This window comes from Halobium salinum (genome assembly GCF_026586625.1).
GTDB lineage: Archaea > Halobacteriota > Halobacteria > Halobacteriales > Haloferacaceae > Halobium > Halobium salinum.
In genome coordinates, this window is sequence record NZ_JAODIW010000005.1 from 302,709 (window position 1) to 328,164 (window position 25,456).

Sequence of the window (25,456 nt, forward strand, 5' to 3'; positions counted from 1 at the left end):
AGCGCGCTAGCGGCCGAATAACGGGAGCTCGCCCCTCGAAGCTCTACCTGACACGCCCCCGAAAGGTTGTGCCCGGAACCGTGGGAGGCGGTAGCTATATTGGCGCGCCCGGGTGACGTCAAAATCAGACCCATGAATCCGACAGACAGCTTGCCGTCCGAGGCCGGCACCGTCATCGTCGGCGCCGGGATCGTCGGCTGCAACCTCGCGTACCAGCTCACGAAGCTCGGCCGCGACGACGTGGTCGTCGTCGACCAGGGGCCGATGCCCACGACCGGCGGGTCGTCGACCCACGCGCCGGGCATCATGTTCCAGACGGCGGAGGAGAAGATCCTCACCAAGTTCGCGAACTACAGCCGGGAGCTGTACTCCGAGCTCGAGGGCGCCGACGGCCACCAGGCGTACAACGAGGTCGGCGGCGTCGAGGTCGCCCGTACCGAGGAGCGCATGGACTTCCTCGAGCGCCGCGTGGAGAACGGGCTCGCGTGGGGTATCGAGGACCCGCAGATCCTCTCCCCGGCGGAGGTCGGCGAGCGCCTCCCGCTCGTGAACGAGGACGAGATCATCGGCGGGTACTACTCCCCGACCGACGGGCAGGTCTCGGGCGTCGTCGCCTGCGACGCGTTGGCCCGCGAGGCGATGGAGCAGGGCGCCCAGTTCGTCCCGCACACTCGCACCGAGGACGTCGAGTTCGACGGCGACTCGGTGTCGGCGGTCGTCACCGAGAACGGGGCCATCGACTGCGACGAGGTCGTCGTCGCGACCAACATCTGGGCCCGCCAGCTCGGCGAGGAGCTCGACGTCCACCTCCCGGTGACGCCCGTCGAGCACCAGTACACCATGACCGAGCCGCTCGACGAACTCGCCGAGGGCGCGGTCGACGTCACCGACCACCCGCTGTTCGAGAACTACCGGAACGTCTCCGGCGAGAAGGCGAAGCGCCTGCTCGTCGGCCCCGACCGGCCCATCCTGCGTGACCAGGACAACGCGATGTACTTCCGAACCCACGGGGACGCCTACGGGATCGGTTCGTACAACCACGAGCCCATCGTGCCTGACCCGAAGGAGCTCGGCGGCAACGACCCGGACGGGGAGCAGGGGTCGGTCCACGAGTTCACCGACTACCACATGGAGAACGCGACCCACCCGGACCGACCGGAGAAGGCCCCCCGGCAGGCCAGCGACGAACTGCTCCCCGCCACGGCCGGCAAGGAGCTCGAACACAAGTACAATGGGATGTTCTCGGAGACGCCCAACGGACTCCCCGCGATGGGGCCGGTCCAGGGGTACGACGGGCTCTGGGTGTCGGCGGGCATCTGGGTCACCCACGCCGGCGGCGCCGGAAAGGCCCTCGCGGAGTGGATGGAGAACGGCGTCCCCAGACTCGACGACGGGCCCATCGACCTCGCACACGCCGACGTCAACCGGTTCAACGCCCACGAAGGGAGCTGGGACTTCGCACGCGACCTCGGCGCCGAGGAGTACCGCATCGTCTACAACATCATGCACCCGAAGTGGGTGTGGACGGAGTCACAGCGCGACATCCGGCGGACGCCGATGCACCACACCCACGAGGAGTACGGCGGCGAGATGTGGGCCGAGGCCGGCTGGGAGGCGCCACAGTGGTTCGAGTCGAACGCCGACCTCGTGGCGAGGTACGCCGACCGCATCCCCGACCGCGAGGGGTGGGAGGCGGTGTACTGGTCGCCCATCGAGGGCGCCGAGGCGCTGCACGTCCGCGAGCACGTCGGCCTCCACGACATGACCCCGTTCAACAAGATGGAGGTCATCGGCGACGACGCCGGCGCGTTCGTCCAGCATCTCTGTACGAACGACATGGACCTCGACGTCGGCGACGTGCGCTACACCCTCATGTGCAACGAGGGCGGCGGCGTCCGCGCCGACATCACCGTCACCCGCACCGACGAGGACCGCTACCTCCTCCTGACGACCGGCCGCGAGGTCGGGAACAACCACGTCGCGTGGGTGCGCGAGCAGTCCCCCGACGGCGTCGTCGTCAACGACGTCACCTCCAGCCTCGCCGCGATGGTCTGTACCGGCCCCGACGCCCGGAAGGTGCTGTCGAAGGTGACCGACGTCGACCTCTCCGACGACGCCTTCCCGTTCTTCACCAGCCAGCAGTTCTACGTGAAGAACGTCCCCGTCACCGCGCTGCGGGTCTCCTACGCCGGCGAACTCGGCTGGGAGCTGTACACCCCCTCGGAGTACGGCGAGCGCCTCTGGGAGCACGTCATGGAGGCCGGCGAGGAGTACGACATCCGGCCGTACGGCAACGGCGCGCTCGACATCCTCCGCATCGAGAAGGGGTTCCGGCTGTGGGGCGAGGACCTCCACACCGAGCACAACCCCTACGAGGCCGGCCTCGGGTGGGCCGTCGACCTCGACACCGACTTCGTCGGCAAGGAGGCCGTCGAGGCCGCCGCCGCGGGCGACAACATCGACCACGAGGTCGCCCCCCTCACCCTCGACGACGAGGAGGCGATGGTGATGGCCCACCGGCCGGTGCTCGACGGCGACGACCCCATCGGCTACGTCCACAGCGCCGAGTACGGCTACAGCGTCGGCGCCTGCGTCGCCTACACCTACCTCCCGCCGGAGTACGCCGAACCCGGCACCGAGGTGGAGATTCGCTACGAGGGCGAACGCTACGACGCGACGGTCCGCGAGGAGCCGCTGCTCGACTGACGCGCTACGAGGAACCGGTAACCCGACCGACGCGCCGACCGCCGTCCGCGACAACACCCCTCTTCTCGCTGTCAGGTTGTGGTTCGTTCGGCCCGGCCTCGGCCGTCCAGCCGTTCCGTCGACTCGGCGGTTCGCGGTATCGGCGATTCGACCGCGAGCGCCCTCGGTTCGGGGAGATACCGGTGTTCCGCCCGACGCCGCGACCGACCCCACCGGTGTCTTTAACATTGCCACGGGGACAACCCGCCACGAGAGAGATGAGCACTACGGACCTCCCGTCCCAGTCGAGGACCGTCGTCGTCGGCGCCGGCGCCGTCGGGTGTAGCGTCGCGTACCACCTGACGGAGTTGGGCGCCGAGGACGTCACCGTCGTCGACCAGGGCCCCCTACCGGTCACCGGCGGCTCGTCGGTCCACGCGCCGGGCATCATGTTCCAGACGTCGCCGTCGAAGGTACAGACGAAGGCCGCGTACTACACCAGCCGGTTCCTCTCGGACATCGGCACGTACGACGAGGTCGGCGGCATCGAGGTCGCCCGCAGCGAGGAACGCATGGACTTCCTCCGGCGGCGCGTCGAGTGGGCGACGTCCTACGGCCTCCCCGAACCGGAACTCCTGTCGCCCGAGGAGGTCGGCGAGCGCCTCCCGCTCGTCGACGAGGAGGAGATTCTCGGCGGCTACTACTCCCCGACCGACGGCCGCGTCGACGGCATCGAGACGCTCCAGTGGTACATCGAGAACACCCCGGCGAACTTCGTCGGCGACACGGCGGTGACCGACCTGGAGGTCGAAGACGGCGAAATCACCGCCGTCGTCACCGACAGGGGTCGCATCGACTGCGACCGCTGTGTCATCGCGACGAACAACTGGGGGTATCAAACTGGAAAGCTCGCCGGACTCGACCTCCCCATCGCGCCGGTCGAACACCAGTACGTCGTCACCGAGCCGATGGAGGAACTCGCTGACGCGGAGTCGGGGGTCGGTGACCACACCGCCGGCCTGGACGTCCCCGGGGACCGGAACATCCAGGAGTACATGAGCGAGGGGCCCAACCGCCCGGTCGGCCGCGACCAGGACCACTCGCTCTACTTCCGGACTCACGGCGACGCACTCGGCATGGGGTCGTACAACCACGAGTCCCTGCCGGTCGACCCGGAGGCGATGGGTCGCAACAGCGAGGACCGGCAGGCGTCGGTCCGAGGGTTCTCGACGGAGCACTGGGAACGACCGACCCACCCGAACCGGGACAAGTCCGCGAAGCAGGCGTTCGACGAACTGCTCCCGGCCAGCGCCGACAAAGAGTACGCCGTCACCGAGAACGGCATCTTCGTGTTCACGCCGGACGGGATGCCGGCCGTCGGCCCCACGGCGCAGGTGGACGGGCTCTGGAGCGCCCTCGCCATCTGGTGGACCCACTCCGCCGGCTACGGCCGCATCGTCGCCGAGTGGATGGAGAACGGCGTCCCGCGGCTCCCTTCGGGACCGGTGGACACCGGCGGCATCCACGTGCGGCGCTTCGAACCCCACGCCGGCGAGAAGGACTTCTTCGTCGACCGCGGCGCGAAGCGCTACGAGCAGGTGTACAGCATCGTCGAGCCGCGCTGGCAGCCCGACGACCACCGCGGGCTCCGAGCCAGCCCGTTCTACGAGCAGCAGCGCGACCTCGGCGCGGAGTTCGTCCAGAGCGGCGGCTGGGAGTCGGCGCAGTGGTACGAGTCCAACACGGACCTCGTCGACCGCTACGCGGACCGCATCCCGGAACAGGACGGCTGGCGGGGAATCAACCGTTCCCCCATCGAGGGTGCAGAGCACATCCACACCCGCGAGCACGTGTCGATGTTCGACATGACCACCTTCAGCTCCATCATGGTGTCCGGCGAGGGGAGCGAGGCGTTCCTCCAGCGGGTGTGTAGCAACGACATGGAAATCGAGGAGGGACAGGTGCGCTACTCGCTCCTGCTGAACGAGGGCGGCGGCATCCTCGCCGACGTCACCGTCGTCCGCCTCGGCGCCGAGGAGTACATGGTGACGACCGGCGGCGGCAACTCCCCGCGCATCCACGGCTCGTGGCTGGAGGAGCACGCCCCGGGCACGGTCTCCGTCCACGTCGAGGAGGGCGCGAAGTCCACTATCGGGCTCTGGGGGCCGAAGTCCCGGCTCCTGCTCCAGCGCTGCACCGACGCCGACGTCACGAACGACGGCTTCCCGTACTTCCGCGCGAAGCAGATGTACGTCGGTGAGGTGCCCGTCATCGCCCTGCGCGTCTCGTACGTCGGCGAACTCGGCTGGGAGCTGTGGGCGCCCAGCGAGTACGGCCGGCGCCTCTGGGAGACGCTGTGGGAGGCGGGACAGGACCTCGACGTGCGGCCGATGGGCGGCGGCGCCCTCGAGTCGATGCGCCTCGAAAAGGGGTTCCGCCTCTGGGGGACCGACATCGACACCGACTCGAACCCGTTCGAGGCCGGCCTCCCGTTCGCCGTCGACATGGACACCGACTTCGTCGGCAAGGAGGCGCTCGAGGCCGCGAAAGAGGCGGGTATCGACTCGCGCATCACCCCGCTCACCCTCGACGACACGACCGACATCGCCCTGAGCGGGCGACCGGTCACGAAGGACGGCGAGGCCATCGGCTACGTCCAGGCGGCCGACTACGGCTACACGGTCGGCGAGTCCATCGCCTACACGTACGTCCCGAGCGAGTACGCGGAGGCTGGGACGGACGTGCAGGTCCGGTGCGAGGGCGAACTGTACGACGCGACCGTCCGCGACGAACCGCTGTTCGACCCCGGCCGCGAGAAGATCATCCGGTAGGTTAGACGCGGCCGGCATCCTGCCGGACACAGACAGACCAACGACCAACCCCACCTCACTCATCAGCCATGACCGACGACGACACGGGCGGACTCCCCGTCCGGTACGCGGAGATCGAACGGGCCCGCGAACGCCTCGACGACGACAGCGTCGTGAAGCAGACGCCCGTCGAGCGGAGCACCTCGATCGGCGGGTTCGTCGACGCGGAGGTGTACCTCAAGATGGAGCACCTCCAGTGGACGGGGTCGTTCAAGACCAGAGGGGCGTACAACAAGATCAGCCAAGACGTCGAAGGCGGCGTCGACGAGTTCGTCGCCGCGAGCGCCGGCAACCACGCGCAGGGGGTGGCGCTGGCCGCGACGAAGTGTGGGGCAGAGTCGACCGTGTTCATGCCGGAGAACGCACCGCAGGCGAAGGTCGACGCGACCCGCGGCTACGGGGCCGAAGTAGAACTCGTCGGCAAGGACTTTCAGGAGACCATGGCGCGGGCCCAGTCGGCCGTCGAGGGGACCGACGCGGCGTTCGTCCACGCATACGACGACACGGACATCATCGCCGGCCAGGGGACCCTCGGCATCGAGATGTACCACGACTGTCCGGAGGTCGACACCGTGGTCGTCCCCATCGGCGGCGGCGGCCTCGTCTCGGGAATCTCGACGGCCGTCAAACACCTCTCCCCGGAGACCCGCGTCGTCGGCGTGCAGGCGACCGGGGCCGAGACGGTCCACGAGAGCCTGGACAAGGGGATGCCGGTGACACTAGACGAGGTGAACACCATCGCCGACGGCATCGCCACCGGCGGAATCTCGGAGACGACGCTCGAGATCATCCGGGCGAACGTCGACGAGGTTGTTACCGTCACCGACACCGAGATCGCCCGGGCCGTCCTCGTGTTGCTCGAGCGGGCGAAGCAGGTCGTCGAAGGGGCGGGCGCGGCGTCCGTCGCGGCGCTACTGAGCGACGACCTCGACGTCGCCGGCGAGACCGTCATGCCGCTGCTCTGTGGCGGCAACCTCGACATGACGCAGCTCCAGACAGTGCTCGTCCACGCGCTGACCGAGCGCCGCCAACTCCTGCAGCTGCGGGTCCGGATCGACGACCAGCCGGGGAAGCTCCAGTCCATCTCGGGTATCATCGCCGACGAGGGGGCGAACATCCGCGACGTCCGCCACGACCGCTCCGTCGAGGACCTGGAGGTCGGGGAGGCGTACCTCGTGTTCGACGTCGAGACCAGCGGCGTCGAGCACGCGGCGTCGATCATCGACTCGCTCGAAGGGGCCGGCTACCCTGTCGCCGACGTCACGAAGGCGACCTGACCGGCGGAATCGTTCCTCGGGCGGTGCTCGGACGCCCCTGGGCCTCGGGGCGCCGTGCAGGGGAACCCGCCGCTGACCGCCGGGAAACCTTCTTATGGCTGCTCGCAGATGTGAGAGCGGGTCGTCGGCGATGTACGATAACATACTGCTACCGTACGACGGGAGTGACGAAGCGAAGAAGGCGGCCGTCCACGGCATCGAACTCGCGGCCACAGTCGGCGCGACCATCCACGCGTTCTACGTCATCGACCTCCCGGGGGTTCCCCGGGCGCTGTCGTTGCGGGACGACGAGGAGCGCCTCCGGCGCGAGTACGAGGAGTTCGGCGAGGAGATTCTCGACGAGATATGTTCTATCGCGGCCGAACACGGCGTCGACTGCGAGACGGACATGCGTAGCGGGACAGTCAGCGACGAAATCGTCGACTACGCGGAGGAGAGGGGGATGGACGCGATCGTGATCGGGTCTGCCTACCGCGGAAAGGTCGGCTCGCTCCTCGGCGGAACGACGGACAAGGTGGTCCGAACCGCGACGGTTCCGGTCATCTCACAGCGGATGAAGATGGAGGACACCTGACCGCCGACGACCGCGGTCTCGTCCTCACCACGTCGTCGCCGGGTCCGGTGCAGCGCCTTCCGGTCGAGTCACCCCTCGACCAGCCGCGTCTCCCGGAGGTAGATGACGAGACTGGCGCTGATGAAACAGAGTCCGGCGACCATCGTGGCACCGTTCGTCATCGAGACGAGCGCGACCCCGAACAGCAGTACCGCGAGTACGGCCGCCGCCGTCGCCGGAAGGTTCGCCATGGGCCATCGTACTCGTCGGGCGCAGTAAACACTGCCGCAGGGCGGTCGGCCGGTCAGTAGGAGTGTTTGAACTCCCAGTGGTATCGGCAGCCGTGACACGTCGCCCACTCCGGCACGTCGAACGCTTCGGGATGCCGTCGGCCGTGTTCCATCCGGGTCCCACAGACGGGACAACTCAGGAACAGGAGCTCCAACTCGGGGAACTCCTCGTGAGAGAACTCGGCGACACAGCGCGGACAGTCGATGTCGTCGAGCGGGTGATGTTGTTCACAGTCGGCGCCACACCGTGGACAGCGTAGTCGAGCGGGTGGTCGCCTCCCCCAGCCGACGTCGCCGTCGTTGGTGGTCGTGTGGATTTCGGCACTGGAGAGCCGGAGACTGTCGGAGTCCGGATTCTTCCGAAGCGGGTCGACCACCGCGTTCAGAACCGAGGTGAGCAGACGAAACAGAACCTTCAGCCTGCCGGGCATGTCAAGGAGTAACGGACCGTCTGCTTAATAGCTCTCCGCCGACGGGACAGCGTCGGCCGTGGTGCTCCGTTACCCGACCAGTCTGTTCTCGTGAACGTACACCAAGTTTTAATACTGCATGTTTGTTCATGTGTACCGAGGCTGTGCATCGTGTCACGGTTCACTCACATTATCGAAGCGGCGGACGGCGACCCGTCTCGTCGCGCTCGCCGTGTCCGGTCCGCGGACGCGGCGGGGGAGCGGCCGAAGCGCGAGGACCGAGCCCCGTCCGGCGGGACGGCGGGTGGGACACAGTCGAACCGCAGAACGGCGTGAGACGAGACGATGTACCCCAATAATCAACACCTGTGGCCGCATCATCGAGTGATAATGCATGGCAGACAGCGATAACACGACTGGCGAGATGTCCGACGGCCTCCAGGTGGAGCTGTTCCACCCGGAGTCGGACCGAGAACCGGGCGATACGAACATCGAGAAGTACGGGTTCGACGTCCATCCGGTCGTCTTCCCCGTCGCCCTGCTCCTGATCGGCGCGTTCATCGCGCTGACGCTCATCCTCGGGGCGGAGCGTGCGAACGAGACGTACTCCGCGGTTCGAGGCTTCTTCGAGGGGAACTTCGGGTGGTTCTTCCTGTTGGCGGTGAACATCTTCATCGTCACTATCGTCTACTTCGCGTTCGGGAAGTACGGAACCATCCGCATCGGTGGTGTGCAGGCCGAAAAGGAGTTCAGCGACTTCTCGTGGATGGCGATGCTGTTCAGCGCCGGGATGGGAATCGGTCTCATGTTCTTCAGCGTCTCGGAGCCGCTGTACTACTTCCAGAACGTCCCCGGGTTCTTCGGTGCGGAGGCGGGGACGGGCGCTGCAGCTTCGGCCGCGATGGCACAGACGTTCTTCCACTGGGGGTTCCACCCCTGGGCCATCTACGGCCTCGTCGGCCTCGGGCTCGCCTTCTTCTCGTTCAACCGCGGGCTTCCACTGACGTTCCGGTCGATCTTCTGGCCGCTGCTCGGTGAGCGTATCTACGGGTGGCCGGGCCACGTCATCGACCTGGTGACGGTGTTCGCGACGCTGTTCGGTCTCTCGACCTCGCTCGGACTCGGAGTCGCGCAGGTCAACACCGGACTGTCGTACGTGTTCGGCGACATGATGGGGCTGCTGAGCATCCCGACCGGGACCCTCCCCCGGATTCTGCTCATCGGCGGTATTACCCTCATCGCGACGGCCTCCGTCGCGGCCGGCCTCGACGGCGGTGTCAAGCGCCTGAGCACCGTGAACCTCTACCTGATGTTCATCCTGCTCGGGTTCCTGCTCATCGTCGGACCGACGGTGTACATCTTCGGCACCTGGGTGCAGGGTCTCGGCACCTACTTCGGGAACCTCCTGTCGCTGTCGTTCTTCACCGGCACGCAGGGTGCGGGCGCGACGACGGTCTCCGCCTGGACCATCTTCTACTGGGCGTGGTGGATCGCCTGGTCGCCGTTCGTCGGGATGTTCATCGCGCGCATCTCGAAGGGGCGGACCGTCCGCGAGTTCGTCCTCGGCGTGCTGTTCCTGCCCAGCCTGTTCTCGACCATCTGGCTGTCGACGTTCGGCGGGAGCGCGCTGTTCGACTCGCTCCAGGGTAGCGGTGCGGCGCTCGCCACCTACAACGAACTCGGTCAGACGGTCGCGATGTTCGCCCTGCTGGAGCAGTTCCCCCTGGGAGCCGTCTCCGGCCTGCTCGCGACGTTGCTGGTCATAACGTTCTTCGTCACGTCGTCGGACTCCGGGTCGCTCGTCATCGACCACCTGACCTCCGGCGGCAAGCACGACGTCCCGCGGACCCAGCGCATCTTCTGGGCGGTCACCGAGGGCGCCGTGGCGGCGGTCCTGCTGTGGGGCGGCGGTCTCAACGCGCTGCAGACCGCCTCGATCGCGACGGGCTTCCCGTTCGCGGTCATCCTCGTTCTGATGTGCTACACGGTGTATCAGGGGCTCGACAACGAGTACGAGATACTCGAATCCGAGGAGTTCGCCGAGCGCATCCAACACATGACCGACCAGGACGACATCGACGTCGTGACGACCGGCGATACGACGGTCACGGACATCAAGGGGGGTGCCGACGCCGACAGCGGGGACTGACACCCTCCGAAGCGTGACCGCAGTTCGACCGTACTCTCGACTCCCTCTTCCCGTTTTCCGGTTGCTGTTCGCTGGTTACTGACGAACCGACACGTTCGAGTCGGCTACCCTGTGGAGAACGTCGGATATCGTCCCGTGGGTTCCTCACGCGAGGTGAGACGCGAGCGCGTCGCCGTCGCGGTACGAACGGTCGTGCAGTCACGACAGAACCGGGCGGCCGTGGACTCTCACCGCGGGAATCCAGAGACGGCGGACGACCCACCACCCGATACCGGACGGCGGTGTTTCGGCCCGTACCGACGGGTGTCAATGGCGGTCGGCCTGTGTCCGATCGGCGTGAATCCACCGCCGGGTCGGCCCGCCGACGCCGACGGCAGCGATCGCCAGCCAGACGAGACCGGCCACCGCGAAGGGGAGCAGGTACCACACGAGGGCGCTGGCGCCGCCGACGCCGACGAGTCCGAGCCACGGGTCCCGTACGCCGGCGACCCCGGCGACCCACGTGCCGACGACGACGAACCCCAGACCGCCGAGTGAGAGCACCAAGACGCCGAATGCGGCGGTGACGGCGGTCGCGAGGATGGCGGTTCCGGCGAGGAGCGTGGCCAACTGACTGTACGCGTAGCCGACGAAGAACACGACCATCCCGTACGCCATCAGCCCGTAGAGGACGGAGACGAGCGGGTTCGACGTCGACGCCTCGACGTACTCGTCCACCCGCCCGCCGTACCGGTAGATGACCGCCCCGCCGAAGAGGACCGTCAGAAAGAACGCCGCCGCCGCCCGGACTGCCGGCGGGATATCGGCGACCGCCGTCGGAGCGACCGCCTGTAGCCCGGAGGTCCCGGCGCGACCCACAGCATCGACCACGCCGACGGCGGCAGCGGACATACCGTCACGTTCCATCACAGTATGGGAAAGTCTGTCGGTCCGAGGCGGCTATCCCGACACGAGACGGCGCTCTGGTGGCCGTTTTCCGACGTTCGGGGGAAAGACGTTCCGAGGGGAAGCCACCTACCGTCGGGTCGCCGCCGCGACCGTCCGGACGACCGCCGCGTTCTCCCCGGCGTCGTGCACGCGGACGGCGTCGACGCCGCGGTCGGCCGCCATCGCCGTCACGGCGAGCGTCGGCGGCAACCGCTCCCCGCTCGCGCAGCCGACGCGCTCGAACATGGACTTCCGGGAGTGGCCGAGCAGTACCGAGCAGCCGAGCGCCCGGAGTTCGCCGATGCGGTCGACCAGTTCGAACGACTCGGCCGCGTCCTTCCCGAAGCCGACCCCCGGGTCGACGACGATACGCTCGCGGTCGACGCCGGCCCGCTCCGCGTGCAGCACCGTCTCCGCGAGGTCGTGAAGGACGTCGGTCACCACGTCGTCGTACGTCGCGGTCCGGTCGGGGTCGACGGGCGCCGACAGGCTGTGCATCAGCACGAGCGTCGCGTCGTGCTCGGCGACGACGAACCGCATCTCCGGGTCGGCCAGCCCCGAGACGTCGTTGACGACGGTCGCACCGGCGTCGAGGGCCGCCTCGGCGACGACCGCCTTCCGGGTGTCGATAGACACCGTGACGCCCCGGCCGGCGAGCGCCTCGACGACCGGGAGGACCCGCTCCATCTCCGTCTCCGCGGGGACCGGGTCGGCGCCGGGACGCGTGCTCTCCCCGCCCACGTCGATTACGTCCGCGCCGGCGTCGAGCATCGCTTCCGCCCGCTCGACCGCCGCCTCGGTCGTGTCGTACTCCCCGCCGTCGTGGAAGCTGTCGGGCGTGACGTTCAGCACGCCCACGACGGCCGTGCCGTCGACGTCGAACGCCGGCGGCGGCGTCGGCCCGTCGAGCGCGGCGTCCAGCCGTCGACCGAACCCGGCGAGCCCGCTCCCGTCGGCGGCGACAGAGTCGGCGAGCTCGCGGAGCTGGGCGCGCGTCCCCGACAGCACGGTCGCCTCGACGCCCTCGGGGGTGCCGGCCGACGAGCGTAGCGGGTGGCCGCCCAGGGCGTCGAGCCGGTCCGCGACCGCCTCGGCTTGGGCCGTCCGGAGGGTGGTCGCGACGGTCTCCCGCTCGACGGCGTCGGCCGACCCGTCCGGGAACGCGGCGTCCGCGAGGACGGCGTCGGCGTCCGCCCCTCGGCGAGTCCCGCCGCGGCCGCCGTCCTTCGGGACGACCAGCCGCGTCCACCGGTCCCGAGCCTCAGCGACGGCGTGCAGCGAGCCGGTGACGAGGACGAAGTCGCCCTCGTCGGCCGCGGCCAGCGCACGCTCGGTCGCCTCGGGGACGGAGTCGACCCGCCGTACCCGCTCCGCGTGCCCCTCGAACGCCGCAGCCAGCGCGTCGGGCTCCTCGGCGCGCTCGACGTCCGGACGTGTCGGGTATGCCGTGTCGACCGGCGGGAGCGCCTCGACCATCCCCTCGTAGTCCTTGTCGGCCATGGCGGCGAAGACGACGTGGAGGTCGTCGTACTCGTACCGGTCGAGCAGGGTCGCGACCGTCTCGGCCGCGCCGGGGTTGTGCGACCCGTCGAGCACGACCGTCGGGTCGGCGTCGACGACCTCGAAGCGACCCGGCCAGGTGGCGTCGCGCAACCCTCGGGCGAGCGTCCGCTCGTCGACGTCCGCGACCTGCCCGGCGAGCGTCGCCGCGACCCCGGCGTTCGTGGCCTGGTGCGGCCCGAGCAGCGACAGCCGCGTCTCGACCGACCAGCCGGGGCCGTCGAGGGAGACGGCGCTCTCGACGCCCGAGCGCAGTCCGTGCTCCACGGCGACGACGTCGGGGGCGGCGTCCGCGTCTGTGGGTGCGTCGGGGGTCCCAGTCCCATCCGCCTCCCCGGACCCGACCTCGCCGGAGCCGACCGTGACCACCTCGGTCTCCGAGCGAATCGCGTCGAGAGCCGCCCCGTCGGCGCCGGTGACGAGCGGCGCGTCGGCGGGGGCGACCTGGGCCTTGTCGCGGGCGATCTCCTCGACGGTGTCACCGAGCAGGTCGGTGTGTTCGAGGCTGACGCTCGTGACGGCGCTCGCGACGGGGTCGACCGCGCTGGTCGCGTCGTAGCGGCCGCCGATTCCGACCTCGAGGACGGCGACGTCGACGTCCGCCTCGCCGAAGTGAGACAGCGCGAGCGCCGTGAGGGCCTCGAAGTGGGTCGGAGCGTCGTCGTTCTCGCGGAGCCGCTCCAGACAGGGGTCGAGCCGCTCGACGGCCGCGGCGAGGCGGCTCTTGGGAATCATCCGGCCGTTGACGCGTATCTGCTCGCGGAGGTCCCGGAGCTTCGGCGAGGTGAACAGCCCGACGTCCAGCCCGGCCGCGCGGAGGACGCTCTCGAGCATGCGCGCGGTGCTTCCCTTCCCGTTCGACCCGGCGACCTGTACGCAGTCGAACCCCGCGTGCGGGTCGCCGAGGTGGGCGAGCATCCGGGCCGTCGTCTCCGTCCCGAGCTTCGGCCGGCGGCGCTGCAGCGACAGCAGGGCGTCGGCCGACTCGTGGTACTCCATGACACATAACCCGAATCGGCGACCTGATGAAGCTATCGAACGCGGCGGCGGCGTGCGGTTTCGAGCGGTGCGGAGTCGGGTCGCTCCCGAGTCGGCAGTCGTCGATGGCGGTGTCGTCGACACGGAACGTCACCGGGCTGTTTCGACGCCGACCGAACCACAACTCATCAGCCAAACGGTCGGACGAGGTTCGCCGCCCGGCGTTCGCACTACACAAACACGTCCTATACGGTGGCTCTCAGGTACGCGAACACTCTTACCCCAGTGTCGGGAACGTTCGGACGAGATGTCTTCACCGGACGAGGTCGAGGAGCCCATCCCGACCGACTACGAGATCGCACAGTCCACCGACATGGAGCCGATCTGGGAGCTGGTCGAGCCGTGGGGGCTCGGCCTCGACGACCTCCAGTACTTCGGCGAGCACAAGGCGAAGGTGAAGCACCACGCCATCGACCGTCTCCGTGAGCAAGCCGAGGAGAAGGAGGGCAACCTCGTACTCGTGACGGGGATGACGCCGACGCCGAAGGGCGAGGGGAAGACCGTCACCACCGTCGGCCTCGGACAGACGCTGAACCACCTCGGCGAGGACGCGATGATCGCCATCCGCGAGCCGTCGCTCGGCCCCGTGTTCGGCGTGAAAGGCGGTGCGGCCGGCGGCGGGCGCTCGCAGGTGCTCCCGATGGAGGACATCAACCTCCACTTCACGGGCGACCTCCACGCGCTCACCTCCGCACACAACCTCATCGCGGCGATGCTCGACGCGCGGCTCTCCCAGGGGAACGACCTCGACATCGACGTCAACGACGTCGCGTGGAAGCGCTCGCTCGACATGAACGACCGCGCGCTCCGGAAGACGGTCGTCGGTCTCGGCGGCTCCTCCGGCGGCACGCCCCGCGAGGACGGGTTCAAGCTCACCGCCGCCTCGGAGCTGATGGCCGTCCTCTGTCTAGCGAGCGACCTCGGCGACCTCAAAGAGCGCGTCGGCCGCATCATCGTCGCCTACAACACCGACGGGGAGGCCATCACCGTCGACGACATCGAGGCGACCGGCCCGGTGACGATGCTGCTTCGCGACGCGCTGAAACCGAACATCGTCCAGACCGTCGAGGGGACGCCCGCGTTCGTCCACGGCGGCCCGTTCGCGAACATCGCCCACGGGACGAACTCGCTCATCGCGGACAAGGCCGCCTTCGGTATGGGCGACTACCTCGTCACCGAGGCCGGGTTCGGCTCCGACCTCGGCGCGGAGAAGTTCATGAACATCGTCTGCCGGCTGGGCGATATGACGCCGAACGCCGTCGTCCTCGTTTCCTCGGTCCGCGCACTGCAGTACCACGGGCTGGAGCAGTGGCCGGTCGACTTCGACGAGATCGACGAGTCCGGCGTCGACGCCGTCGAAGCCGGCTTCGAGAACCTCGACCGCCACGTGTCGAACCTGCAGAAGTTCGGCGTCCCGGTCGTCGTCGCCGTCAACCGCTTCCCGGACGACTCGGACGAGGAGGTCCAGGCGGTGCTCGACCACTGTCAGGACGACCTCGGCGTCAGGGCCGCCGAGTCCGAGGTGTTCGAACACGGCAGCGAGGGCGGCGAGGATCTCGGCGAGCACGTAATCTCCGCCGTCGACGAGAGCGACGAGGAGGAGTTCAGCTACCTCTACGACGAGGAGGCCCCGATTCAGGAGAAGATCGAGACGGTCGCCACCGAGATATACGGCGCCGAGGGCGTGAAGTTCACCGGCGGCGCGCTCGACGACATCGAGCGCATGGAGGAGCTCGGCTTCGACGACGTCCCGGTGTGTATGTCCAAGACCTTCCACTCCTTCAGCGACGACGCGAGCAAGAAGGGCGCGCCGGAGGGGTGGGAACTGGAGATCAGCGAGGTGTACCCGTCGGCCGGCGCCGGCTTCATCGTCGCGCTGACCGCCGACGCGCTCACCATGCCCGGTCTCCCGGCGCGGCCCGCCGCCGCCGACATGGACATCGACGAGGACGGCGAGATAACCGGCCTGTTCTGAGCCGGTCCGAACTCCGACCGCCCTCGGACCGGTCGATAACTCCACTCGCCGCCACGAACGGTTAGGTCCGGGTCGGGACAGTCGGGGTCGACACCGCTCGCGGTCGGTCGACGACGTTCGCCGACGGAGTCCCGCGTCGTAGCCGCGGTCGCGCTGCTGGTTCTGCGAACCCGTCGTGTCGACGCGGGTGACTCGCGAATAAAAAGGAGCTGCCGCGCGGGCGCCCTACTCGGTCGTCGCGATGGCCTCGATTTCGACGGCCGCCCCTTTCGGCACGGCGCCGGCCTCGACGGCGCTGCGCGCCGGCGGGTCCTCGTCGAAGTACCCGCCGTAGGCCTCGTTGAACGCGTCGAAGTCGTCGATGTCGTCGAGGAACACCGTCGTCTTGAGCACGTCGTCCAGGGAGAGCCCCTCGGACTCGAGGATGGCCGCGACGTTGTCGAGACACTGCTCGGTCTGTCGGGCCACGGACTCGTCGTCCAGTAGCTCCCCGTCCGCCGTCAGCGGGAGTTGGCCGGCCGTGATGAGCACGTCGCCGTTCGTCGTCGCCTGACTGTACGCGCCGACCGCCGCCGGGGCGTCGTCGGTGCTGATGGTTCGTTTCACGGTCGGCCGTACCGGGTCGGGGCGGATAAAACCAGGCACCGCCGGAAGCGGCCGCGGCGTTCGGCACATCGTGACATCCCGCCGACTGGTTGTGGGAGCGACGGGGGCTCACTCCGCGACGGTCGTACGGTGGGCCTGACCCTCACTCCACGATGGTCGTACGGCGGGCCCCGCCCTCACTCCGCGACGGCCGTACAGAAGTTCTCGACGATGCGCTTGCCCGCGTCGGTGAGGATGCTCTCGGGGTGGAACTGGACCCCGAAGTGGGGCCGGTCTTCGTGGCGAACGCCCATCACGACGCCCTGTTCGTCGTTCGTGTACGCCGTCTTGACGAGGTCCGCGGGCAGCGTGCCGTCCTCGACCGCCAGCGAGTGGTAGCGCCCCACCTCGAACGGGTCGTCGACGCCGTCGTACAGCGGCGACCCGTCGTGGCGGATTTCGGAGGGCTTGCCGTGGACGACCTCTGGGGCGTGGACGACCGACGCCCCGTTGGCGGCACACAGCGCCTGGTGGCCGAGGCAGACCCCCAGCGTGGGGTAGTCGAGGTCGCGGAACACGGGGATGGAGACGCCGGCGTCCGCGGGGGTCCCCGGGCCGGGCGAGACGACGATTCCGTCGGGGTCGAGGTCGCGGATGCCGGCGACGTCGACCGCGTCGTTGCGCCGGACGACGACCTCCTCGAACTCGCCGACGTACTGGACGAGGTTGTACGCGAACGAGTCGTAGTTGTCGACGATGAGAATCATCTCACCGGGCCCCCTCCAGCGCGTCCGCGGCCGGGTCCGCGGCGGACTCGACGGCGAACGACCCCCGCTCGCCGAGCGCCTCGTCGACGGCGGTGACGAGCGCTCGGGCCTTGTCCAGCGTCTCCTCGTACTCCGCGGCCGGGTCGGAGTCGTGGACGACGCCGGCGCCGACGCGCAGGCGGTACTCGCCGTTGCGGTGGACGAGCGTGCGGATAGTGATGTTCAGCGTCGCCCGGTCGTCGAAGCCGAACACGCCGACGCTCCCCGTGTAGGGGCCCCGGCGGGTCGCCTCCACCTCGTCGATTATCTCCATCGTCCGGGGTTTGGGCGCGCCGGTGATGGTCCCGCCCGGGAAGACGGCCGCAACGGCGTCGGCGACGCTCACGCCCTCGCGGCGACGGCCCTCGACGAGCGAGACGAGGTGCATCACCTCCGAGTAGCGGTCGACCCGGCGGTACTCGGCAACGTCGACGCTGCCGTACTCGCTGACCTTCCCGAGGTCGTTGCGCTCGAGGTCGACGAGCATCGCGTGCTCGGCGCGCTCCTTGTCGTCGTTCGTGAGGTCCCGCTCCAGTTCGGCGTCGGCATCGGGTGTGTCGCCCCGCGGTCGCGTGCCCGCGATGGGCTCCGTCACCAGGCGGTCGCCCTCGACGTCCAGCAGTAGTTCGGGGCTGGCACTCACGAGGTCGACCCCCGGAAACTCGAGGAGCCCGGAGTACGGCGCCGGGTTCACGCGCCGCACGGCGTCGTACGTCTCGACCGGGTGGACGGCGGCGGGGGCGACCAGCCGGTGGGAGACGTTCGTCTGGAAGGTGTCGCCGTCGCGGACGTACTCCTTCACCCGGCGCACCCGGTCGGCGAACGCCGCCTCGCCGCACTCGCTCTCGAACGTCGCCTGCCGGCTCGCGACCGGCGGGGAGCCCACGGATGGGTCCCCGTGAAGCGCGGATTCGGCCAGTTCGGTCGCCATCTCCACGCCGGCCTCGTAGGCCGCTTCGGGCGACTCGTACTCGTCGACCACGGGACAGGCGGTCACCCGCAGTCGCACGTCGCCCTCGGTCGGCGCCTCCCAGGCGGCGACGCGGTCGAACACGCCGAGTTGGAGCCGTGGAAGCCCGTCCGGGGCCGTCGTCGCCGGCAGGTCCTCGAGTTCGCGGGCGACGTCGTAGGAGAGCCAGCCGAACGCGCCGCAGGGGTACGGCACCTCGCAGTCCCCGCGGACGAGCGTCTCGCGGTCGAGCAGCGAGTCGATGGCGTCGACGGTCGGGCTCTCTCCGTCCGGCGAAGCCGCGTCGGCGCCCACCTGTAGGCGCTCGACCGGGTCGACCGCGAAGTACCCCCAGCCGGACTGCCCGCCGGTCGTCTCGAGAAACGCCCCGTCCGCGTCGCCGTCGCGGGCTCGGCGGTAGGCCCCGAAGGGGTCCGAGACGGTGACCCTCACCTCGACCGGGACTCGGGCCCCGACCGGAGCCGAGGCTGCGGTCCCGACGAACGATGCGCGCTCCGTGACGACTGATGGCTGGCTCATGTGAGTCGGACGACTCTAAGGGGGACCGTCGGTCGGTCCCGGTCGTTAGTCCGAACTGACGCGCTCGCCCCCCAAAAAACCTTCCGCGCTGGCGCCTCCTGTGGGGGTTTCGTGGCTCGGCCGCCATGTTGCCTCCCGGGCGGGCCGGGGTAGCAGTGTGGTATTCAACGGGTGGAATATACCTCACGGTGAGTTATGTCGGTGGGTGAGGAGGTTGGGACAGAGAGCCCGTCTAGCGCGACGTTCACCGGCACGCCGGCGCGCCATCGGCACGTGGAACGCGGAAACGGCCGACGCGAGCGGCGCGGCGGGTCCGACCCGGAGCCGGCCCGAACCGGGGCCGGTCCGAACGTCGGCGGCGGCGCCACCACCGACCATGACCACGATAATCGACGGGAACGAGATCGCGGACCGAATCAGAGCGGACGTATCGGACTGCGCGACACGACTCGCGGACGAGGGAGTGACCCCGGGGCTCGCGACGGTGCTGATGAGCGACGACGGGGCCAGCGAGACGTATGTCTCGATGAAACAGCGAGCCTGTGAGGAGACCGGAATCGAGGGGATTCACCAGGAGCTCGACCCCGACGCCTCGGCCGAGACCCTCCTGCAGCGAATCGACGACCTCAACGACGACCCGACGGTGCACGGCATCCTCGTCCAGATGCCGGTGCCGGACCACGTCGATTCGCGCGCGGTGCTCGAGCGTATCGACCCGATGAAGGACGTCGACGGGTTCCACCCGGAGAACGTCGGCCGCGTCGTCGCCGGGAACGCCCGGTTCAAGCCCTGCACGCCCCACGGCGTGCAGAAGCTCCTCGAGGCCGCCGACGTCGACACCGAAGGGAAGGACGCCGTCGTCGTCGGCCGCTCGGACATCGTCGGCAAGCCGATGGCGAACCTCCTCATCCAGAAGGCACCGGGCGGCAACGCCACGACGACCGTCTGTCACTCCCGTACCGACGACCTGGCCGAGAAGACCCGTGCAGCCGACATCGTCGTCGCCGCCGCGGGCGTCCCCGAGATGATAACCGGCGACATGCTCTCTGCGGGGTCGACGGTCGTCGACGTCGGCGTCAACCGCGTCGAGGCGGACACCGAGAAGGGGTACGAACTCGTTGGCGACGTCGAGTTCGAGAGCGCGAAGGAGAAGGCGGACGCCATCACGCCCGTCCCCGGCGGCGTCGGCCCGATGACCATCGCGATGCTGATGTACAACACCGTGAAAGCGGCGAGCCTGCAGTCGGGCGTGGACGTCGACCTGCCCTGAACGGGGCAGAACGTCCCCCTCAGTAACTGGGAATCGACTACGAGGCCCCGTCACACGTCGCACCGGGGTGAACTCGGGCGGACGGCGTAGAGTCTCGAGAACCGAATCCATCGTACTGGCCGAGCGAGCCGACCGGCGTACTCGTTCGTGCTCTCGGCATCGACCGCCACTTAACTGGGGTGAAAATGCCTGATGTATGGTGAAGGACCTCGACGCCAACCTGAGTAGTGGGTTCCGTGACCGGCTGATAGTCGGAGCTCACGTCCCATATCCCCGAGTGCGGGACCCGTCAGACATATGTGGTGGCCCTGCACCTCGGTGCAGCCACCTTCTCGCGCGACCCTCACCCGACTGGCTACGTCCGTCGTCTCCGACCCGCCGTTCCCGGTCCCCTGTTCTCGACGCCGTGCGCTCGGACCCAGCGTCCGGATGGAGACACGCGCCCCGAGACCCGTCGGTGTCGGGTCGACGACCCGTTCTCCGGGTGACCGACCCGATGGCTCGTCCAATCACGAAGTCGACGTGACGAGCCACATCCGGACAGACAAGTGATGGGTCGAGCCGCCGACTCGACATCGGCAAGTTAGAGGTACGGTCGGTGTCGTCGGCCCGGCCGCTCCATCCGATAGAGGGAGGGACTCCGATGCCCCGTTCACCGTCAGCTTTGACAGCGGTCTCGCCGACCGTGACTCGCCGCCCGGGCAGCCGAAGACGGGTCAGGTACGCGACCGACCGGTCGAGGAGCCCGGTACGCGGTGCGCTGTACAGCCCAGTGGTACAGCTTTCGCCTCGTCTACCGCGAGTCGGAGTCCGAATCGGGAGACAGTACAGGAGAATCCGCCGACTTTGGTGTTTAGAGACTGCCGTCTTTCAGCACGGCATCGTGGGTATAACTGGTATATCGTTGTTATTGTAGCGTGTCGAAAGATAGACCGAATCGATGTGGTTCCGAGAGATGCCGAGCGGCTGAGTCGCTTTATCCCTCGAACCACACGTAAAATCCGATTGGTGTATCGAAGACGTGAGCCGGTTAATTCCACGACTCGTAGGTGGAAGTCCCCCGACCGCTCGCTAATCACTTGTGTAAAACAGGCATTGCTACAACCCGTACCGACTGAACCAAGCGCTCGACGGACGGGTATTGGCTGCAGAGACCAACTGGACGCAGTCCGTCGGTAGATGTCGGCAGACAGTAAAATCGTCACTACGAACCTGAGCCGAGTACGGCCGTCGTCGGATTCGTACCCGAGGAGGGCGATTCCGGTTAATTACGGCCCCGACACGGGGGTCGGACTCCGACGTCTCTGGGCGAGAGCGATAGCAACCTCACTCGATGTTCGAGAGCACTCGCTCGAACGCGATATCGGCTGATCGCTCGATATCGGCTGCCTGGGTCTCCATCTGTTCGGTAAACGCTGGGTCCGAGAGATGGTTTAGATTGGTCCGCACGGTGAAGACGGACGCTCGAAGTGCAGAATGCACGAAAAACGAGCCGGTTCCGGCGTCGGGGGCGGCGTTCCTGTTGCCCTTTTCGGTCACGACAGCCGCCTGCTCGAGGACGGACAGGCACGCCTCAGCAATCGTGAGCGGCACTCCCGTGGCCCTCTTCATCGTGACGCTCCGATCCGTCTCGTCACGATTCGCGCCGAACAGATCGTCGACAACCTCCGCATCTCTGTTGGAGAGTTCGAGAAGGAACTCCCGCTGTGATTGGAGGTCTTTCCGTACTTCGGCCAATTCGTCTGCTCCGTCTCCGTGCTCGTCTCCGCCGACAGTGTGTATGCACACCATTTCACAGAGTGCCGTGCCGATAGCGCCGACGAGCGCCCCGGCCGTGCCCCCTGCTGGGGTCACCTTCTGTGACGCGACGCTGTCGAGAAAGTCGTCGATTGATTCGTCACCGTAGCTCATAGCGATCACTCGGCCCGGTGAAGTATGTGTGTTTCTCCGCACCTCGACCCGGTCCGGTTGGCCGAGATGTCTCGTGTACTGATAGGAATGGGTTGTGCGCTCAAGTGGCAGGGGAGCCACGAGCCACTGAGAAAATCGACACCACCGACGGCCGAACTGTCGACCGCCGCCGTGGCCGTCTGCTGGCGGAGGGATTCGGCGTTTATCGGGTCCTCTTCGGAGACGTTCGACGTGACTCGTCCTCCGAACAGGCTGTACTTTCTGAACAGGCCGCACTTTCCGAACAACCCGTGCTCTCCGAACGTGATAGGCACTACGAGCGTTCCGAACGTGTTTGTAATCACGTAAGGCCGACACCCGACCGAGACGCCTCTGAAGCTAAGGAACTATCGAGTGCGGGCGTCGGTTCAGTCTTCGAGTAGTGCTACTTCGAATGGTATTTGCATTGCCGCTTGTTCCGAACGCTCGCCCGACTCGAGCGTGAACGGTCACGTGACGCTACGCTGGAGTGGTCGAACAGGTCCCGGGGCGACACGGTAGAGTGGTCGAACACGCCACGACGTACCGTAGCTATTAGTGACGGTACCTTCTAATTCGGGAGTATGCGAACCGCAGTGTTGGTCGAACCGCACCAGTTCGAACTCGAGGACCGTCCTCGGCCGATGCCGGCACCGGACGAGGTGCTCGTCGCCGTGCGGGACGTCGGAATCTGTGGATCGGACGTCCACTACTACGAGCACGGTCGCATCGGCGACTACGTCGTCGAGAACCCGCTCGTCCTCGGACACGAGAGTGCCGGAGAGGTCGTCGAGGTCGGCGAGGACGTCACCACACACGAGGTCGGCGACCGCGTCGCCCTCGAACCGGGCGTTCCGTGTCGCCGGTGTGCGCACTGTAAACACGGCGACTACCACCTCTGTGAGGAGGTGCGGTTCATGGCGACGCCGCCGCACGACGGCGCCTTCACCGAGTACGTCTCGTGGCCGGCCGACTACGCATACGAGCTCCCCGACGGCGTCTCGACCACGGAAGGGGCACTCTGCGAGCCGCTCTCCGTCGGCATCCACGCGTGCCGGCGCGGCGACGTCGGAACGGGCGACACCGTCCTCGTGGCCGGTGCCGGACCTATCGGACTGCTGGTGATGGAGGCCGCCCGGGCGGCGGGCGCGACCGACGTCATCGTCACCGACGTGGTCGACGAGAAGCTGGACTTCGCCCGGAAGCGTGGGGCCGACCTCGCCGTCGACGCCGCGGCGGGCGACTTGGAGGCGGCCGTCGACGAGTACACCGACGGCGCCGGGGTCGACGTTGTGGTCGAAGCCTCCGGTGCGGCGTCGTCCGTTCAGACCAGCGTCGACGTAGTCCGACGTGGTGGCACCGTCGTCCTCGTGGGCCTCGCCAGCGAGGCGACGGTTCCTCTCGACGTACTCGACATCATCGACAACGAACTCGACGTCCTCGGCTCGTTCCGGTACAAGAACACTTACCCGACGGCGATCGACCTGCTGGCTGAAGGCGTAGTCGACGTCGAGGGCATCGTCGAGTTCGAATCCACGCTTGACGAGGTCGACGACGCGTTCCGACGGGCGATGGACCCGGACGTAATCAAAGGGATGATCACGCTGGATTCGTGAGTGCTCGGTCGTCCGGAACCGACGACGGCCGTGTCGGTGTCGGGAGCCCGGACCCCCAAGACCGCCGCGCCGACACGGACGGTGTCCCGTTTCGGGACGACTACGTCGTCCGGGTTGGCCGTAGTAGGATGATAGAAAACATTAGATTTTTTTAGTTATTCCCGGTACGGAGAGTGAGGCTTGGTTGTGAAATTTCTCTTCGTAGGACGTCTCCACGTTGACCGTCTTGTCGCCGTTCTTGTCGGTTGAACGGACTGGAGGAGACCATCGGCCGCATATCGTCCAGAGACTCTCTCGTGTTCACGGTCGAGTGTCGGAAGTATAGCTCGAATACTATCGAGAGAGATTATGTGCCGTTTTTCGACGTATTTGCGTCGGTAGCGTCCGTTTTATATGAATATCGAATATTTCGTTTCGGAGCCGGTGTTTGTTCGTATCTCGTTACAGTCAGAGTCGGGTGGCACGAAATTTTGTCCGATTAAAAGTGTTGCTTGGGCGATACCCGTCGCACCAGTGGCCGGAGTGACGGTCTCGTCGAGGTACCGGGAGCCGAGGGGTCGGTCCTCCACAGAGAGCCGTCGTCGGAGGGTCCGTGGACGTGAGCGTGTACAGGGGGGTCCGTGGACATGAGCGTGTACATGGGTGCGTCCTTCTCTTTCTCTCTCACGACCAACCGCAGACTCGCTCACCCGTTGAACGCGGCTCTTGCTCGTCGAATACGGCTCTCACTCATCAGGTACACCGCTCACCCATCGAGTGCGTCGAGTACGATCTCGGGGTCGCGCATCAGGCGGTGCTCGAGGTAGCTCCCCTGTCCACGACCGCCGCCGGTGTGGTGGCTCTCGGTGACACCGAGGAACGTCTGCTCTTTCAGGAGTCGGTAGACGCGGTCCTGGGTAATGGGCTCCGAACCCTCCGCCTCGGCCTGCTGTTTGTACCGCTGGTAGATGTCGTGAGTCGAGAACATGTCCTTCGTGGGACGGCTCTGGGTGAGGATGGCGAGCGAGCGGAGGAGGTACTTGACGTGTGGTGTCGAGCCGGCGACGAGCTCCTGGAACCGGTTGACCTCCGCCTCCCGTTGTGCGTCCTCGAGGTGGGACTCGGTGACCCGGGCGTCGCCCTGTCCCTCCGCGAGCGCCCCCGCCTCGTAGATAATCTCGATCGCCTTCCGGGCGTCCCCGTGTTCACGCGCCGCGAGCGCGGCGGTCTTCGGGATGACGGAGTCCTCCAAGACGTCCGCCTGGAAGGCGTCGCGGCGGTTCTCGAGGATATCCTTCAGCTGTGCCGCGTCGTAGGGATGAAAGACGAACTCGCTGTCCTGCAGGCTGGAGTTGACGCGCTCGTTGAGCCGCTCGCGGTACTCTATCTTGTTGCTGATGGAGATGACGCCGACGTAGCAGTCGGTCTTTCCCGACTCCTCCGCTCGGGAGAGCTGCATGAGGACCTCGTCGTCCCGAAGCTTGTCGATCTCGTCGAGGATGACGACGAACACGTCGACCGCCTCGAGGAGGTTCCAGAGGTAGTGGTAGTACTCGGAGGCGCCGAGACCGCTCGTCGGGATGTGCAGCGACGGGTCGACCTCGTCCCGGACGCCGAGCGCCATCCGGCGGGCGACCCGAGTCTCGGTGTCGGCGTCCGAACAGTCGATGTAGACGCTTACGAACCGAACGCCGTTCTCCTCCGCCCGGTCCCGCGCCCGGCGTGAGACGTGTCGCGAGACGAGTGACTTCCCCGTCCCCGTCTTCCCGTAGATGATGAGATTTCGCGGCGGTCCGCCCTGTGTCGCCGGCCCCAACGCCTTCCCCACACGTTGCATCTCGTCGTCCCGGCCGACGATTCGGGCCCGTTCGGGGACGTGACCGACTCGGAGGAGCTCCCGACGGGCGAAGATGTTACCCGTCGAAAAGAGGTCGTCGTCCGTGAAGTCCGAGAGGTCGGAGTCCGAGTCAGTCATTCGTTCACACGTCCTCGGAGATTCGTATAAAGCTATCGGACCCGACACCGAGTGAAAACGGACCGTTCTGTAG

18 protein-coding genes are annotated in these 25,456 nt (G+C 67.5%); 8 read left to right on the forward strand and 10 right to left on the reverse strand.

Annotation, left to right across the window (positions count from 1 at the left end):
- The first annotated feature begins 132 nt into the window (after positions 1–132).
- The 4 genes from N5095_RS02880 to N5095_RS02895 all read left to right on the forward strand — a co-directional run bounded on the left by N5095_RS02880 (position 133) and on the right by N5095_RS02895 (position 7,406).
- Entirely contained in the window at positions 133–2,706 is a 2,574-nt protein-coding gene (locus N5095_RS02880) for a GcvT family protein (RefSeq protein ID WP_267620853.1), read from the forward strand.
- A 257-nt stretch (positions 2,707–2,963) separates the two neighbouring features.
- Positions 2,964–5,516 carry a GcvT family protein gene (locus N5095_RS02885; RefSeq protein ID WP_267620855.1) on the forward strand — a complete coding sequence of 851 codons (2,553 nt, stop codon included), beginning with the start codon at positions 2,964–2,966 and terminating at the stop codon, positions 5,514–5,516.
- Positions 5,517–5,584: 68 nt separating this feature from the next.
- Positions 5,585–6,832, forward strand: a complete 1,248-nt coding sequence (gene ilvA / locus N5095_RS02890; RefSeq protein WP_267620857.1) for a threonine ammonia-lyase — start codon at positions 5,585–5,587, stop codon at positions 6,830–6,832.
- A 130-nt stretch (positions 6,833–6,962) separates the two neighbouring features.
- A complete protein-coding gene (locus tag N5095_RS02895) occupies positions 6,963–7,406 on the forward strand; it encodes a universal stress protein (RefSeq protein ID WP_267620880.1) in 444 nt (147 codons plus the stop codon).
- A gap of 68 nt (positions 7,407–7,474) precedes the next feature.
- On the opposite strand, the gene N5095_RS02900 is transcribed toward N5095_RS02895, so the two are convergent.
- Both N5095_RS02900 and N5095_RS02905 read right to left on the reverse strand, forming a co-directional pair.
- Entirely contained in the window at positions 7,475–7,636 is a 162-nt protein-coding gene (locus tag N5095_RS02900) for a hypothetical protein (protein ID WP_267620882.1), read from the reverse strand.
- A 53-nt stretch (positions 7,637–7,689) separates the two neighbouring features.
- Positions 7,690–8,106 (reverse strand): hypothetical protein, encoded by a 417-nt coding sequence (locus N5095_RS02905; protein WP_267620884.1) that lies wholly within the window; start codon positions 8,104–8,106, stop codon positions 7,690–7,692.
- Positions 8,107–8,479: 373 nt separating this feature from the next.
- Between N5095_RS02905 and N5095_RS02910 the strand changes: the two genes are divergently transcribed.
- A complete protein-coding gene (locus tag N5095_RS02910) occupies positions 8,480–10,234 on the forward strand; it encodes a BCCT family transporter (RefSeq protein WP_267620886.1) in 1,755 nt (584 codons plus the stop codon).
- A gap of 306 nt (positions 10,235–10,540) precedes the next feature.
- On the opposite strand, the gene N5095_RS02915 is transcribed toward N5095_RS02910, so the two are convergent.
- On the reverse strand, positions 10,541–11,125 hold the full coding sequence (locus N5095_RS02915) for a hypothetical protein (protein WP_267620888.1): 585 nt from the start codon (positions 11,123–11,125) through the stop codon (positions 10,541–10,543).
- Between the two features lie 123 nt (positions 11,126–11,248).
- Positions 11,249–13,720, reverse strand: a complete 2,472-nt coding sequence (folP, locus tag N5095_RS02920) for a dihydropteroate synthase (protein WP_267620890.1) — start codon at positions 13,718–13,720, stop codon at positions 11,249–11,251.
- Between the two features lie 286 nt (positions 13,721–14,006).
- On the opposite strand from folP, the gene N5095_RS02925 reads away from it, so the two are divergent.
- Positions 14,007–15,734 carry a formate--tetrahydrofolate ligase gene (locus tag N5095_RS02925; protein WP_267620892.1) on the forward strand — a complete coding sequence of 576 codons (1,728 nt, stop codon included), beginning with the start codon at positions 14,007–14,009 and terminating at the stop codon, positions 15,732–15,734.
- Positions 15,735–15,959: 225 nt separating this feature from the next.
- Here the strand turns inward: N5095_RS02925 and N5095_RS02930 are convergent, their stop codons facing one another.
- From N5095_RS02930 to N5095_RS02940, 3 genes are all read right to left on the reverse strand, one after another.
- Positions 15,960–16,340 carry a Rid family detoxifying hydrolase gene (locus N5095_RS02930; protein ID WP_267620894.1) on the reverse strand — a complete coding sequence of 127 codons (381 nt, stop codon included), beginning with the start codon at positions 16,338–16,340 and terminating at the stop codon, positions 15,960–15,962.
- Positions 16,341–16,516: 176 nt separating this feature from the next.
- Complete coding sequence (locus N5095_RS02935; RefSeq protein WP_267620896.1) at positions 16,517–17,086, reverse strand: anthranilate synthase component II; 570 nt, start codon at positions 17,084–17,086, stop codon at positions 16,517–16,519.
- A gap of 1 nt (position 17,087) precedes the next feature.
- Positions 17,088–18,614, reverse strand: coding sequence for an anthranilate synthase component I family protein (locus tag N5095_RS02940; protein ID WP_267620898.1), 1,527 nt, complete (start codon positions 18,612–18,614; stop codon positions 17,088–17,090).
- Positions 18,615–18,990: 376 nt separating this feature from the next.
- Between N5095_RS02940 and N5095_RS02945 the strand changes: the two genes are divergently transcribed.
- A complete protein-coding gene (locus tag N5095_RS02945; RefSeq protein WP_267620900.1) occupies positions 18,991–19,884 on the forward strand; it encodes a bifunctional methylenetetrahydrofolate dehydrogenase/methenyltetrahydrofolate cyclohydrolase in 894 nt (297 codons plus the stop codon).
- Positions 19,885–21,210: 1,326 nt separating this feature from the next.
- Here N5095_RS02945 and N5095_RS02950 read toward each other — a convergent pair.
- Both N5095_RS02950 and N5095_RS02955 read right to left on the reverse strand, forming a co-directional pair.
- Positions 21,211–21,795 (reverse strand): cyclodeaminase/cyclohydrolase family protein, encoded by a 585-nt coding sequence (locus N5095_RS02950; RefSeq protein WP_267620902.1) that lies wholly within the window; start codon positions 21,793–21,795, stop codon positions 21,211–21,213.
- Between the two features lie 5 nt (positions 21,796–21,800).
- Positions 21,801–22,139, reverse strand: coding sequence for a hypothetical protein (locus tag N5095_RS02955; RefSeq protein WP_267620904.1), 339 nt, complete (start codon positions 22,137–22,139; stop codon positions 21,801–21,803).
- 258 nt (positions 22,140–22,397) lie between these two features.
- Here N5095_RS02955 and N5095_RS02960 point away from each other — a divergent pair, with 258 nt between their 5' ends.
- Complete coding sequence (locus N5095_RS02960; protein WP_267620906.1) at positions 22,398–23,429, forward strand: NAD(P)-dependent alcohol dehydrogenase; 1,032 nt, start codon at positions 22,398–22,400, stop codon at positions 23,427–23,429.
- A gap of 745 nt (positions 23,430–24,174) precedes the next feature.
- On the opposite strand, the gene N5095_RS02965 is transcribed toward N5095_RS02960, so the two are convergent.
- Positions 24,175–25,383, reverse strand: a complete 1,209-nt coding sequence (locus tag N5095_RS02965; RefSeq protein ID WP_267620908.1) for a Cdc6/Cdc18 family protein — start codon at positions 25,381–25,383, stop codon at positions 24,175–24,177.
- Positions 25,384–25,456 lie beyond the last annotated feature (73 nt).

What these genes read in the sequence shown, in the direction of transcription:
- N5095_RS02960 (WP_267620906.1), top strand. Translation starts at nt 22,398, where the DNA reads ATGCGAACCGCAGTGTTGGTCGAACCGCACCAGTTCGAACTCGAGGAC.
- N5095_RS02910 (WP_267620886.1), top strand. Translation starts at nt 8,480, where the DNA reads ATGGCAGACAGCGATAACACGACTGGCGAGATGTCCGACGGCCTCCAG.
- N5095_RS02950 (WP_267620902.1), bottom strand. Translation starts at nt 21,795, where the DNA reads ATGAGCTACGGTGACGAATCAATCGACGACTTTCTCGACAGCGTCGCG.
- N5095_RS02925 (WP_267620892.1), top strand. Translation starts at nt 14,007, where the DNA reads ATGTCTTCACCGGACGAGGTCGAGGAGCCCATCCCGACCGACTACGAG.
- N5095_RS02885 (WP_267620855.1), top strand. Translation starts at nt 2,964, where the DNA reads ATGAGCACTACGGACCTCCCGTCCCAGTCGAGGACCGTCGTCGTCGGC.
- N5095_RS02900 (WP_267620882.1), bottom strand. Translation starts at nt 7,636, where the DNA reads ATGGCGAACCTTCCGGCGACGGCGGCGGCCGTACTCGCGGTACTGCTG.
- N5095_RS02895 (WP_267620880.1), top strand. Translation starts at nt 6,963, where the DNA reads ATGTACGATAACATACTGCTACCGTACGACGGGAGTGACGAAGCGAAG.
- folP (WP_267620890.1), bottom strand. Translation starts at nt 13,720, where the DNA reads ATGGAGTACCACGAGTCGGCCGACGCCCTGCTGTCGCTGCAGCGCCGC.
- N5095_RS02945 (WP_267620900.1), top strand. Translation starts at nt 18,991, where the DNA reads ATGACCACGATAATCGACGGGAACGAGATCGCGGACCGAATCAGAGCG.
- ilvA (WP_267620857.1), top strand. Translation starts at nt 5,585, where the DNA reads ATGACCGACGACGACACGGGCGGACTCCCCGTCCGGTACGCGGAGATC.
- N5095_RS02905 (WP_267620884.1), bottom strand. Translation starts at nt 8,106, where the DNA reads ATGCCCGGCAGGCTGAAGGTTCTGTTTCGTCTGCTCACCTCGGTTCTG.
- N5095_RS02915 (WP_267620888.1), bottom strand. Translation starts at nt 11,125, where the DNA reads ATGTCCGCTGCCGCCGTCGGCGTGGTCGATGCTGTGGGTCGCGCCGGG.
- N5095_RS02940 (WP_267620898.1), bottom strand. Translation starts at nt 18,614, where the DNA reads ATGAGCCAGCCATCAGTCGTCACGGAGCGCGCATCGTTCGTCGGGACC.
- N5095_RS02965 (WP_267620908.1), bottom strand. Translation starts at nt 25,383, where the DNA reads ATGACTGACTCGGACTCCGACCTCTCGGACTTCACGGACGACGACCTC.
- N5095_RS02935 (WP_267620896.1), bottom strand. Translation starts at nt 17,086, where the DNA reads ATGATTCTCATCGTCGACAACTACGACTCGTTCGCGTACAACCTCGTC.
- N5095_RS02880 (WP_267620853.1), top strand. Translation starts at nt 133, where the DNA reads ATGAATCCGACAGACAGCTTGCCGTCCGAGGCCGGCACCGTCATCGTC.